The sequence below is a fragment of the Pseudomonas sp. FEMGT703P genome (genome assembly GCF_002786345.1).
GTDB classification, from domain to species: Bacteria; Pseudomonadota; Gammaproteobacteria; order Pseudomonadales; family Pseudomonadaceae; genus Aquipseudomonas; species Aquipseudomonas peli.
The window spans coordinates 141128-153965 of the sequence record NZ_PGCM01000005.1; the positions used below are offsets into that span (position 1 = coordinate 141128).

Annotated in this window: 11 protein-coding genes; 6 read left to right on the plus strand and 5 right to left on the minus strand. The window is 63.3% G+C overall.

The genetic code is table 11. From position 1 onward, the window contains the following. Position 1: 1 nt before the first annotated feature. The 4 genes from CUR33_RS04525 to CUR33_RS04540 all read left to right on the plus strand — a co-directional run bounded on the left by CUR33_RS04525 (position 2) and on the right by CUR33_RS04540 (position 5503). Positions 2 to 1402, plus strand: a complete 1401-nt coding sequence (locus tag CUR33_RS04525) for a PIG-L deacetylase family protein (protein WP_289238833.1) — start codon at positions 2 to 4, stop codon at positions 1400 to 1402. A 64-nt stretch (positions 1403 to 1466) separates the two neighbouring features. Continuing rightward, on the plus strand, positions 1467 to 2888 hold the full coding sequence (hldE, locus tag CUR33_RS04530; RefSeq protein ID WP_167143083.1) for a bifunctional D-glycero-beta-D-manno-heptose-7-phosphate kinase/D-glycero-beta-D-manno-heptose 1-phosphate adenylyltransferase HldE: 1422 nt from the start codon (positions 1467 to 1469) through the stop codon (positions 2886 to 2888). A gap of 110 nt (positions 2889 to 2998) precedes the next feature. Continuing rightward, complete coding sequence (locus CUR33_RS04535) at positions 2999 to 4282, plus strand: acyl-CoA dehydrogenase family protein (RefSeq protein ID WP_289238834.1); 1284 nt, start codon at positions 2999 to 3001, stop codon at positions 4280 to 4282. A 12-nt stretch (positions 4283 to 4294) separates the two neighbouring features. Further along, entirely contained in the window at positions 4295 to 5503 is a 1209-nt protein-coding gene (locus tag CUR33_RS04540; protein WP_170049468.1) for an acyl-CoA dehydrogenase family protein, read from the plus strand. 58 nt (positions 5504 to 5561) lie between these two features. Here CUR33_RS04540 and CUR33_RS04545 read toward each other — a convergent pair whose 3' ends face one another. From CUR33_RS04545 to CUR33_RS04560, 4 genes are all read right to left on the minus strand, one after another. Next, a complete protein-coding gene (locus CUR33_RS04545; protein WP_289238835.1) occupies positions 5562 to 6446 on the minus strand; it encodes a metal ABC transporter ATPase in 885 nt (294 codons plus the stop codon). Between the two features lie 69 nt (positions 6447 to 6515). Further along, positions 6516 to 7334: an aldo/keto reductase gene (locus CUR33_RS04550; protein ID WP_289238836.1), complete on the minus strand. Its 819-nt coding sequence runs from the start codon at positions 7332 to 7334 to the stop codon at positions 6516 to 6518. After that, positions 7334 to 8506: an NAD(P)/FAD-dependent oxidoreductase gene (locus tag CUR33_RS04555; protein WP_289238837.1), complete on the minus strand. Its 1173-nt coding sequence runs from the start codon at positions 8504 to 8506 to the stop codon at positions 7334 to 7336. Before CUR33_RS04555 ends, CUR33_RS04550 begins: the two co-directional genes overlap by 1 nt. Before the next feature lie 72 nt (positions 8507 to 8578). After that, the gene (locus tag CUR33_RS04560) at positions 8579 to 8911 is read right to left on the minus strand and encodes a DMT family transporter (protein ID WP_289238838.1); all 333 of its coding nucleotides are present in this window, start codon (positions 8909 to 8911) and stop codon (positions 8579 to 8581) included. Between the two features lie 87 nt (positions 8912 to 8998). Here CUR33_RS04560 and CUR33_RS04565 point away from each other — a divergent pair, with 87 nt between their 5' ends. Continuing rightward, positions 8999 to 9883, plus strand: coding sequence for a LysR family transcriptional regulator (locus tag CUR33_RS04565; protein ID WP_167143060.1), 885 nt, complete (start codon positions 8999 to 9001; stop codon positions 9881 to 9883). Between the two features lie 54 nt (positions 9884 to 9937). After that, a complete protein-coding gene (waaA, locus tag CUR33_RS04570; RefSeq protein WP_289238839.1) occupies positions 9938 to 11233 on the plus strand; it encodes a lipid IV(A) 3-deoxy-D-manno-octulosonic acid transferase in 1296 nt (431 codons plus the stop codon). 84 nt (positions 11234 to 11317) lie between these two features. Here the strand turns inward: waaA and CUR33_RS04575 are convergent, their stop codons facing one another. Next, a complete protein-coding gene (locus CUR33_RS04575) occupies positions 11318 to 12757 on the minus strand; it encodes a TolC family outer membrane protein (RefSeq protein WP_160085681.1) in 1440 nt (479 codons plus the stop codon). Between the last annotated feature and the right edge of the window lie 81 nt (positions 12758 to 12838).

Consider the following 12838-nt stretch of genomic DNA (forward strand, 5'->3'; position numbering starts at 1 on the left):
CATGTCGGCTCGTAAACAGATCCTGCTCAAACGCCATCGCCGACAAAAGCGTATTGCCTTGCTGTTGGCCCTTATTGTCTTGGCGCTCGTCGGCGTGCTGGTCGCCTGGTGGTGGGTGCCGGTCCTCCTGTTGCTCGGCTGGATTGCACATGAGGCTTGGTTTGCCGACCACCTGTTCTATTCGCCCAGCGATGACTACAGCTACGCCTTTGCTGAGCCGACCCGTACCGTTAATGGTCGCATTGATGCCGGTTACTTGAGGCTGGAAGGGGACGTGGAGGCGGCAGATACCCTGATTCTGCAGGTGCACATAAAAGCCAGTTGGCTGGGGCGTTGGTTCGATCCTTATGTGCTGATGGGCAACGACCGTCAGGATTTTGAGCGGGGCGTGAACGGACGGCGCTACCTGAACCTATCCGGGCAGGGCGAACTACTGACGCAGGGCAAGTTGTCGCTGCGTGGCCGGTTTTGCCGCCTGGATCCGCATGTCACGCTCCATGCGCAGCTCAATCCGGACTACGCCGAGCAGCGTTTGATGATTGTCGCGCCGCACGCCGACGACGCCGAACTGGCCGCGTTTGGCCTATACAGCCGGGCGCGTGAGGTCAGCATCCTGACCCTCACGCAGGGCGAAATTGAAGCTGATTCCTACCAAAAACTGGGGCTGGAGCAAGCGGCTGCTGCGCAGCTCAAGGGCCGTTTGCGCGCCTGGGACAGCCTGGCGGTACCGCTGTGGGGCGGTGTGCCGCAAAGTCAGTGCCTGCAGCTTGGCTACTACTGCCTGCAGTTGCCGGCGATGCAGGCGCAGCCTGAGCAAGTATTTGGTTCGCGTGAGTCCGGTGAAGCGGATATTCGTAGCGTGCGGGAAAACAATGCCCTGCCGTTGCCCGGTGATGCCGATGGTGTGCCCAGTTGGCGCAATCTGCTGGCTGATCTGGTGGCTGCGCTTGAGCACTACCAACCCGAGGTTGTCGTCACCCCGCACCCGCAATTGGACCCGCACAGCGACCACGTTGCCAGCACCCAAGCGCTGTTAGAAGCGACTGAGCTTAGTAGCTGGAAGCCGAAAACGCTGCTGCTGTACGCCAACCACCTGCACGATAACGACCGCTGGCCCATGGGGCCGGCGGGTTTTGGCATCGCGTTGCCGCCGGCCATTGAGGCGCTACCGTCTGATGGGCTGTGGAGCCCTTGCCTGGATGCCGCGCAACAACTGGATAAAGCCATGGCACTGGCCATGCAGCACGATTTACAAGGCCCGTTGCCGCTTAAACGGCGTATCCGCCGCTGGATTCAGCGTGCGCTGGTTGGGCGGCGCTGGCCCGCTACCGGTGAAGACGAATTCTTCCGTAAGGCGGTGCGCCGCCATGAACTGTTCTGGGTGCGCACGCTCGGCGGTTAGCCAGCGCAGTGGCCTGCCAATGTTATGATCCCCGGCAATCTGTTCTGCCGTTTCTGGAGTGTTTATGAAAGTGTCCATGCCGCGTTTCGACCAGGCCGCCGTTCTGGTGGTGGGCGATGTCATGCTCGATCGTTATTGGCATGGCGGCACTTCGCGGATTTCGCCGGAAGCGCCGGTGCCTGTGGTCAAGGTCGAGCAGATCGAAGACCGTCCGGGCGGCGCGGCCAACGTCGCGCTGAACATCGCCGCCCTCGGCGCACCGGCCACCTTGATCGGCGTGACCGGTGAGGATGAAGCCGCCGCAAGCCTGCGCAACAGCCTACAGGCGGTTGGCGTAAAGACCTTCTTCCAGACGATCAAAGACCAGCCGACCATCGTCAAATTGCGCGTGATGAGCCGTCATCAGCAGTTGCTGCGCATGGACTTCGAAGAGCCGTTCCGCACCGACTGCGCCGCCTTGGCTGCGAGCGTGGAAGCGCAACTAGACGGCATCAAAGTGCTGATTCTCTCGGACTACGGCAAAGGCGCGCTGCAGAACCATCAGGCATTGGTGCAATTGGCTCGCAGCAAAGGCATTGCCGTGCTGGCCGATCCCAAAGGTAAAGACTTCTCCATTTATCGTGGCGCAAGCCTGATTACGCCGAACCTGCACGAGTTCGAAACCATCGTCGGCCATTGCCGTGATGAGGCCGAGCTGGTGGCCAAGGGCGCGGCACTGATGGCAGAACTGGAACTGGGCGCATTGCTGGTGACCCGTGGCGAACACGGCATGACCTTGTTGCGCCCAGAGCACCCGGCGTTGCACCTGCCGGCGCGTGCCCGTGAAGTGTTCGATGTGACCGGTGCGGGCGATACGGTGATTTCTACCCTGGCCGCCAGTCTGGCAGCGGGCGAGGAACTGCCGAATGCGGTGGCGCTGGCCAATCTGGCTGCCGGTATTGTGGTCGGTAAGTTGGGTACTGCGGCGATCAGTGCCCCGGAGCTGCGCCGCGCAATCCAGCGTGATGCCGGCTCCGAGCGCGGTGTGCTGAGCCTGGATCAACTGCTGCTGGCCATCGAAGACGCTCGCGCCCATGGCGAGAAGATTGTCTTCACCAATGGCTGCTTCGACATCCTGCACGCTGGCCATGTGACCTATCTGGAACAGGCGCGCGCGCAAGGGGATCGTCTGGTGCTGGCGGTCAATGACGACGCCTCGGTCAGTCGCCTGAAAGGCCCGGGTCGGCCGATCAACGCCGTGGACCGCCGCATGGCCGTGTTGGCGGGTCTCGGCGCCGTGGACTGGGTGGTGAGCTTCACTGAAGACACCCCGGAAAACCTACTGCGCGCGGTCAAGCCGGATGTGCTGGTCAAGGGCGGTGACTACGGCATCGAGGGCGTAGTGGGTGGCGATATCGTCCGCGCCTACGGCGGTGAAGTGCGCGTGCTGGGGTTGGTGGAAAACAGTTCCACCACCGCTATCGTCGAGAAAATCCGCAGCAAGTAACCCACCACATTGACTGGCTGCTTTGCCAGTCAAGCGCGTCGGCGCGGTCATAGGCGCTTGCCTCGACCGCGCGCATGATCCGTGGCATCCCCCGTATGGAGTGAGATGCCATGAGTTCCGACGTACAGGGCCGTGCCCTGGCAGTGCTGAATCGAGTCGCCCAGGCTGACTGGCCGGACCGTTTGAAGCTGCGCAAACCCTTCGAAAAACTGATCTACACCGGCAGCCGGGCGAGCTTTCGCGCCGCTGCGCAGCGTGCGGGCAAAGTCGCCAAGTTGCCGCGCCCGGCTGACCCGGATGCCTTGTTCGATTTGTCCTTGTCTGATGAGCAGCAGATGCTGGTGGAGATGCTCGAAGCCTTCGCCAGTGAAGTGCTGCGCCCGCTCGCCCACGATGCCGATGAACAGGCCGCACTACCGGCGGCGTTGCTCAACCAGGCGCATGAGCTGGGGTTGACGCATTACGCGGTGAGTGAGGCGCAGGGCGGCATGGCCGGCGAGCGCACCACCCTGAGCAATGCGCTGATTGCCGAAGCGTTGGGCAAGGGCGATTTATCCTTGGCGGCTGCATTGCTGGTGCCCTTGTCGGCGGCCAACTGCATTCGCCGCTGGGGTAGTGCGGCGCAGCAGGCGCGCTGGCTGCCGGCCTTTGTCGGTGAGGAGCCTGCGCCGGTGATGGCGATTGCGGTCAATGAACCGACGCCGTTGTTTGACCCGCACAAGTTGGCGACTCGGGCGCGTAAGCGCGGTAAGCATTACGTCCTCAGCGGTGAGAAGAGCTTGGTGCTGCGCGGTCTGGATGCCAGCCAGCTGATCATCGCGGCGCAGGCGGCGGACGGTCCGGCGCTGTTTATCGTCGAGGCGGGCGCCAAAGGTCTGCAGCGCAGCCAGCAACCGGCCATGGGCCTGAAGGCCGGCAGTACGGCGCGTGTGCGGCTCAATGGGGTCAAGGTGCCGGTTGAGGCGCGACTGGCCGCTGAGTCGTTCAATTACCAGAGCTTTCTCGATTATGCCGGGCTGGCGTGGTGTGCATTGGCCGTGGGCACAGCGCAGGCGGCGCTGGATTATGTGGTGCCGTATTGCAACGAGCGCGTGGCCTTCGGCGAGCCAATCAGCCATCGCCAGGGAGTGGCCTTTATGGTCGCCGATATGGCCGTGGAGCTCGACGCTATGCGCCTGATGGTCTGGCGCGCGTGCTCGCGCGCCGAGCAGGGGTTGTCGTTCCAGCGCGAAGCCTACCTGGCGCGCCTGCTGTGCAGCGAAAAGGCCATGAAGATCGGCACCGACGCCGTGCAGTTGCTAGGCGGGCACGGCTTTACCAAAGAACATCCAGCCGAGCGCTGGTACCGCGACTTGCGTGCGCTGGCGATTATGGCCGGCGGTCTCCAGCTCTAAGGGCGCATCACCATGAACTTAGAAACTCCAAAGAAATTCCGTGGACTGGTTAATCAGGCCCATCAGGTGGCGGAAAACTATTTTCGGCCGATTTCACGCAAATACGACAAGGCCGAGCATGCCTATCCCAAGGAGCTGGACCTGCTTGCGGCGCTGCTCGATGGCATGAACGCCGGATCGCCGGACGCCATCGGTGCCACCTCTGCGAGCAAGCGCGGTGCGGCCCGCGAGCAGCAGGAAGGCATCAAGAATGGCGGCAATCTGTCGGCCCTGCTCGGGGTGATGGAGTTGTGCTGGGGCGATGTCGGCCTGCTGCTGGCCATGCCGCGCCAGGGATTGGGCAACGCCGCGATTGCGGCCGTAGCCAATGATGAGCAGCTGGCGCGCTTCGGCGGCACCTGGGCGGCCATGGCGATTACCGAGCCGGGTTGTGGTTCGGACTCGGCTGCGATCCGCACCACGGCGATCAAGGATGGCGATCACTACGTGCTCAACGGCGAGAAAATCTACGTCACCTCTGGCGAGCGTGCCGACGCCGTGGTGGTGTGGGCCACCCTGGACAAGAGCCTCGGCCGTGCAGCGATCAAGTCCTTCGTGGTGGAGCACGGCACGCCTGGCATGACCGTGACGCGGCTGGAAAAGAAGCTCGGCATCAAGGCGTCGGACACCGCCGCGATCAGCTTCAGCGATTGCCGCGTGCCGGCGGCCAACCTGCTCGGCAACCCGGAGATCGATGTGCAAAAAGGGTTTGCCGGGGTGATGGAAACCTTCGACAACACCCGCCCGCTGGTCGCTGGGATGGCGGTGGGCGTGGCCAAGGCCTCGCTGGACCGCACTCGCGAACTGCTGAAGAAAGTCTGTAAGTTGGATTACCGCACACCGTTGCTCAGCGTCAGCCATGCCGAAGCAACGCTCTATCGCCTGGAGGCCGAATGGGAAGCCGCGCGCCTGCTGACGATGAAAGCCGCCTGGATGGCCGACAACAAACTGCCCAACTCCAAGGAGGCCTCCATCGCCAAGGCCAAGGCCGGGCGAGTGGCCAACGAGGTGACGCTGAAGTGTGTCGAGCTGGCCGGTGCGCTGGGCTACGGCGAGGATGAGCTGTTGGAGAAATGGGCGCGCGACTCGAAGATTCTCGACATTTTCGAAGGCACCCAGCAGATCCAGTTGCTGATTGTGGCGCGGCGGCTGCTGGGCAAGAGCTCCAGCGAATTGAAGTAGTTGTTCACGCGGGCTGGGTGAATCCAGCCCACTTACCTGAAATCCCTTTTTGCCCTGCTTAGGTGGGGCTTTTTTGTGTCTGCACCAGCCAATCTTTCCAGCGAATGCGCTCATCGCGTACCAGCCAGCCGTCCTGAGGCGCAAAGCTTTCTGCCAGCCACAGACCGCGGGTGCTAGCAGGTGAGAGCTGGCCCTGTTTTAGGGTCAGCAGCTCGGCGGTCGGCCGGCCCTGGTCCAGCGGAATCAGAAACAAGTCGGGGCGTGCGCGGTTGAGGCGGGCGATCAGTTGACCGTCTTCCAGGTGTTCGTCGACATGCAGCAGACTGAGTTGACGTGTTTCCTTGGGCAAATCCAGACGCAGGTCGTAGACCAGCTGCAGCGAGGCGGTCGGCAGGTGCACATAGGCGCGCGGGCGTTCGAGCAGCTTGAGGTTGCCGCATTGCACCGGGCGCGCGGCGCCGGACAGCGGGCTAAGACTGAAGTGAGCGGTTTCCCGGTAACGCAAGCTGCTCTGGTAGGGCGTGGGCAGCCAGGTGTCGCCAAAGCGCCCGCTTAGCCAGCCTTCCGGCGTCTCCAGCAGGCATTCTTCGGCCACTTCCTGAATCGCGGTGAGCAGCGGCAGATTGAGTTCATGGGCCGGCACGTAGCCGGAGATCAGCTTGAGCACCACATCGCCACGATCCGCGCGGCGCTGGCGCACCAATACCCAGAATTCGCGGCCCTGCCAGCTGAGGGTCAGGCGCACCGAAACGCCCAGGTTGGCCAGCTCCACGGCAAAGCGTTGGCTGTCGGCCACTACCACCGGTTTGCGCTTTTCCAGCATCTGGCTGAAGTTCAGCGGCATGCCCAGGCCCTGGTAACTCAGGCCTTCCGGGGTGGCTTCGACAAACAGTTGCAGGGTCTTGAAGCTGCTGGGGTCTTTGCGGATCAGGGTGCGCGGCATTGCAACTCCTCGCGGGCATGGGCGTAGGCATGGCCTGAGAGCTTGGCACAGATCGCCGGGTGAGACCCGTCAGGCAATATCCTGAATTACAGCGGCAGCGGTGGCGACGTTATGCGCCAGGTGCTGCGGGTTGATGGTGCCGATAATCGCGCTGCAGGCGCCCGGGTGACCGAAGATCAGCTCGAAACTGGCGCGCACTGGATCGATGCCCGGCGCCAGGCAGGCGTGCCCGCTGGCCAGGGCTTTTTTGATCAGAATGCCTTTGCCGTGCAATTCGGCATAGTCGAGTACGGCCTGCTCGCTTTGCTCATTAAGGTTGTAGGTGACCATCGCGCAGTCACCCTGCTCAAGGGCCAGCAGGCCGCCTGCAACGGTTTTGCCAGAGAGGCCGAAGCCGCGAATCTTGCCCTCGCGCTTAAGCTCAGCCAGGGTTTCGTACACGCCACTGTCGCGCAGAATGGCCACATCGTTGCCGTCGGAATGCACCAGCACCAGGTCGATAAAGTCGGTTTCCAGGCGCTTCAGGCTGCGCTCCACCGAGAAGCGCGTGTGCGCCGGGCTGAAGTCGAAGTGCGATTGGCCGTTGTCGAACTCTTCGCCGACCTTGCTGACAATCACCCACTGCTGGCGCTGGCCGCGCAACAACGGGCCGAGGCGGGTTTCGCTGGTGCCGTAGGCCGGCGCGGTGTCGATCAGGTTGATGCCCAGATCATGGGCCTGGGCCAGGAGTTCGCGGGCTGCGGCGTCATCGGGGATGGTGAAACCGTTGGGGTATTTCACCCCCTGATCACGGCCCAGCTTGACTGTGCCCAGGCCCAGCGGCGAAACCAGCAGCTCGGTCGCGCCCAATGGGCGATGCAGGTTGTGCAGGCTGTGCAGTGGATGCATCAGAACAGTTCCTCCCAGGCGGGTGGGGCGACGCTCGGGCGCGGCAGCGCGGGCAGTGGCGCATGTGTGGTCGGCTGAATGCCGTCACGGCTCAGCGCCGCCAGCACGCGGTCAGCAAAGTCCGGGGCTAACGCCAGCTTAGTTGGCCAGCCCACCAGCAGTTTGCCTTGCTCGTGGAGAAAGGCGTTGTCCGGGCGTACCAGGCCGGACTGCGCCGGCTCGGCGCGATCCACTCGCAGCGTGGCCCATTGCGCGGCGGACAGATCGACCCAGGGCAGTAGCTCGCTCAGCTCTTTTTTCGCCGCCTGGATTTGCGCCGCTTCGTCGCGGGCCACACCATCGGCTTCGGCCAGGTCGCCACCCAAGTACCAGACCCACTGGCCATCGTCCGCCGGGTGGGTGGTGATGGTCACGCGCGGCTTCGGCCCGCCGCCCAGGCAGTGGGCGTACAGCGGTTTGAGTGTCGGGCCTTTGACCAGAGCCATATGCAGCGGGCGCAGTTGCTGTGTGGGTTGGCTGAGGTCGAGGGCACTGAGCAGCTCGGCATTGCCGCGGCCGGCGCTTAGGATGATGCGCTGTGCGCGAATCTCACGACCATCGATGATCAGGCCGACTAGCTCGCCGTTTTCCCGCAGCGGTTCAATGCGCTCGGCGGCCAGCAAGCCATCGCCAGCCAGTTCACTCAGGCGACTGATCAGGCTTGGCACATCCAGCACCAGTTCGGCCAGGCGATAGACCTTGCCCTTGAATTTGGGGTGTTGCAGCGCCGGTGGCAGGTGCTCGCCCTTGACCTGATCGACTCGGCCGCGCACGGCTTTGCTGGCAAAGAAACTGGTGATATTGCCGGCCAGGCTGCCGGGGGACCACAGGTAGTGGGCATCGGAGAGCAGGCGCACGCCGGTCAGGTCCAGCTCGCCACTACCTGCCAGGGCTTCGCGCCAGCGCCGCGGCATATCGGCGATGGCTTCGGAGGCGCCGGTCAGCGCGCCATGCAGGGCGTATTTGGCACCACCGTGAATGATGCCCTGGGATTTCACACTCTGGCCGCCACCGAGGCGGGCGTTCTCCACCAGCAGGGTGGCGAAGCCCTGGCGGCGCAGGCGCGCATTCAGCCAAAGGCCGGCAATGCCGCCGCCCACGATCAAAACATCAGTGCTCAATGCCTGGGACATGCAGGTGTCTCACCGGGAAAACAGGCGCGCAGTATAACCCGGCCGCGCGAACCCGCTGTGCGACTCAGGCGCTCAGTGGCCGACGCTTTGCGAGAACAGCTGAATCACCACCACGCCGGCGAGGATCAGGCCCATGCCGAGCATGGCCGGCAGGTCCAGCCGTTGTTGGTAAAGAAACACGGCGGCGATGCTCACCAGCACAATGCCCATGCCCGCCCACACCGCATAGGCGACGCCGACCGGGATGGTTTTCACCACCAGGCTGAGCATCCAGAACGAGATGGCGTAGCCGACCACGACCAGCAGCAGGGGCAGGGGTTTGTTGAAACCATCCAGGGCCTTCATCGAGGTGGTGGCGATGACTTCTGCGGTGATGGCAATAGCGAGGTAGAGATAGCCGCCCATGATGTGGCCTCCATAGTGATCTGGCGGCCATTCTAGTGACCTGGCGGATGGGATAAAGTGATTACCTATCCGCTATGGAGATGGGTTATGCAGTGGAACCTGGAGCAGATTCGCCTGTTTGTCAGCGTTGCGGATGGCCAGTCGTTCTCCGCTGTGGGCCGGCAAATGCAGCGCGCACAATCGGCGGTGAGCAATGCCATTGCGTTGCTGGAGGCCGACCTCGGCGTGCGTCTTTTCGAGCGCAGCAGCGGCCGCCAACCACGCCTGACCGATGCCGGCGTGGCTCTGCTGGAAGAGGCGCGCGAGGTATTGCGCCAGTGCCAGCGTTTGGAAGGGCGCGCGCTGGGCCTGGTGCGCGGTGAGGAGGTGTGTTTGCGTCTGGCGCAGGATGAGGCGATGCCTTATCAGCCGGTGCTCGACAGTCTTGAGGCGCTGGCGCAGCACTTTCCGCTGCTGGAGGTGCAGTTGGCCAGCGGTGCGCAAGGGGATGTGGCGCGCAAGCTGCTGGAGAACCGCGCCGACCTCGGCTTGTTGTTCCACCACGAACACATGCCCGATGCGCTGGAACGTCAGCGGCTGGGTACCATCGAAATGGTCACCGTGTGCGGTGCCGGGCACGCACTGGCGGGCATGGGGCATGTTGATCGGCGTGAGCTGGCCCGCCACCGGCAACTGCTGATGACCCCGCAAGACAGTCACTATCCGGGCGGTGAGCAAATCAGCCCGTCGGTGTGGCGCACCGACAGTTTCTACACCATGGCCGAACTGCTGATGCGTAACCTGGGCTGGGCCTGGCTGCCGCGCCATGTGGTGCAGTACCCGACTTATCAGAGCCAACTGGTGGAACTGAGCAGCGACTGGACGCCGCCACCGTTGGTGGTCGAACTCGTCTGTCGCCGCGATCAGGCATTGGGCCCAGCGGCCTTGTGGTTGGCCGAGTGCTTTGCTCGGCATCTGCAGGTCACGGCGTGAGCCGAGCCCGCGCCTGGCTCGACGATAGTGGCCAAAGTGCATAAGCTGCGCGCCATGAATAGAAGCCTCTACACCCTGTTGTTTCATCTTGGTCTGCCGCTGGTGGCCGGGCGTCTGGCGTGGCGTGCCTGGCAGGCGCCGGCCTATGCCAAACGCATCGGCGAGCGCTTTGCTTTTGGTTTGCCGCCGCTCAAGCCGGGCGGTATCTGGCTGCATGCCGTATCGGTGGGCGAGAGCATCGCCGCCGCGCCGCTGGTGCGTGAGCTGCTGGCGCGCTACCCACAGCTACCGATCACCATCACCTGCATGACACCGACCGGTTCGGAGCGTATTCAGGCGATGTTTGGCGGTGCGGAATACGCGGGTCGTGTGCAGCATTGCTACCTGCCGTATGACCTGCCCTGGGCGGCAGCGCGTTTTCTCGATCAGGTGCAGCCACGGTTGGCAGTGATTATGGAAACCGAGCTGTGGCCCAACCATATTCACCAGTGCGCCAAACGCGGTATTCCCGTTGCGCTGGCCAACGGACGGCTGTCCGAGCGTTCGGCCCGTGGTTATGCGCGTTTTGCCAACCTCACCGCACCGATGCTTGCCGAGCTGAATCTGCTGGCAGTGCAGACAGCGCTGGAAGCCGAACGCTTTCGCAGCCTGGGGGCGCGCGCTGAGTGCGTCGAGGTCACCGGCTCGATCAAGTTTGATCTGACGATTGACCCAGAGTTGCTTACCTGCGCTGCGGTCTTGCGTGAGCAATGGCAGGCCACGCAACGCCCGGTGTGGATCGCCGCGAGCACCCATGCCGGTGAAGACGAGATCGTTCTCGCCGCCCACCGTGAGCAGCTCACACAGAATCCCGATGCCCTGCTGATTTTAGTGCCGCGCCATCCCGAGCGTTTCAATGCGGTGTTCGAGTTGTGCCAGCGGCAAGGCTTTAACACGCGGCGCCGCTCCACTGGCGAAGCGCTGCTGGCGAGCGATCAGGTGCTGCTCGGCGACACCATGGGCGAGCTGCTGTTTCTCTATGCCTTGGCCGATATCGCCTTTGTCGGCGGCAGCCTGGTGGCCAATGGCGGGCATAACCTGCTGGAGCCGGCTGCGCTGGGCAAGCCGGTGCTGAGCGGCCCACACCTGTTCAACTTTCTGGAGATTGCCGCGCAGCTGCGCACTGCCGGTGCGTTGAGCGAGGTGGCGGATGCGGACGGTTTGGCGCAGCGGGTTGCACAGCTATGGCGCGAACCAGCGACCGCAGAGGCCATGCGGACGGCTGGGCAGGCCGTTATGCGGGGTAACCAAGGTGCCCTAGCACGGCTGTTGACGGGTTTGGCGCGGCTGCTGAAGGTCGAGTCGCCATAGCGATTGAGTACTCACTTGGTCCCGTAAAGGCTTACGCCATAAAAAAGCCCGCTGAATTCAGCGGGCTTTTTGGTTGCGGAGCACTCAGTACTGCGAGTTGCCACGCAGCTGGGCTTCGGCGGCCTTGGCCAGGTCCGGCGGCAGGAAGTCTTCGTCCGGGTTGTAATCGGATTTCAGGTACTGCTCCAGAGCGTTCAGGTCGTCTGGGCTGAGGGTGCCGGCCGCCTGTTTCAGGCGCAGGTTGTTAAGGATGTAGTCATAGCGCGCGTTGTTGTAGTTACGCACCGAGCTGTACAGCTCGCGCTGAGCGTCGAGCACGTCGACGATGTTGCGCGTGCCGACCTGGTAGCCGATTTCAGTGGCTTCCAGGGCGCTCTGGTTAGAGATGATCGACTGCTTGCGCGCCTGCACGGTTTCCACGTCGGTGTTCACCGCGCGGTGCAGGTTGCGGGTGTTCTGCACCACCTGGCGACGCAGGCTTTCACGCAGCTGTTCAGTTTGGTTCAGGCGCTGGTAGGACTCGCGCACCTGGGAACTGGTCAGACCGCCGCTGTAGAGCGGGATGTTCAGTTGCAGGCCAATCGAGCGCTGCTCAACATCGCCGCTGAACCGGTTAACGCTGGCGGCGTTGTTGCTGAAACCGAGGCTGTCGTTATCGCCCTTCTGGTAGCTGGCCACGGCATCCAGGGTCGGCGCATGGCCCGACTTGCGCTGGCGCAGGGTCTCTTCTGCTGCGTCAACGGCGTAGTTACTGGCTTGCAGGTTGAGGTTCTGTGCGGCAGCGGTGTCGACCCAGGCTTTTGCATCATTGGGCGTCGGCGCGAGGATTGGCAGGCTGTGCTCGATGCCTTCCAGCGCGCTGAAATCGCGATTGGTCAGGGTGGTCAGGGCCTGGAAGGCATCTTCCACCTGACGCAGGGCGATGATGCGGTTGGCGCGGGCGGTGTCGAAACCGGCCTGGGCTTCCAGCACGTCGGTCTTGTCCGACAGACCGACATCAAAGCGCTCGTTGGCTTGGTCCAGCTGGCGCTTGAAGGCAGCCTCTTCGGCTTTGGTCGATGCCAGGTTGTCCTGCGCACGCAGTACCGCGAAGTAGGCTTCAGCACTCTGCAGAATCAGGTTCTGTTCGGTGGCCGACAGCTCCAGCACCGCTTGTTCGTTGCTGGCTTTGGCCGCTTGCAACTGGAACCAGCGATCCGCACGGAACAGCGGCTGGCTCAGGTTGGCTTGGTACACGGTGCCGCTACGCGAGCTGGTGGTGCTCGGCGAATCGACCTGGGTGCGGGTGTCGCTCAGGTTGGCACCAGCAGACAAATTAGGCAGCAGGCCGGCGCGGGCCTGGGGCACCACTTCGCTGCGGGCCTCGTAATCGGCGCGTGCAGCAGCCAGATCGGCGTTGTTGGCGGCGGCTTCCTGGTAGACCGTGACCAGGTCAGTTTTGGTGGACAGCGGGGCTTGTTCAGCCCAGGCCATTGCGTTGGACGCGGCGGCCACGGCGATAGCCAGAGAGAGTCTGCGCAACATTAGGGAAATCCTGAATTTGGCGGTAATCGACAAGGCTAAGGGGCCGTGCCTAGTAGGGTCAAGGGCAGTTATGGCGGCTGT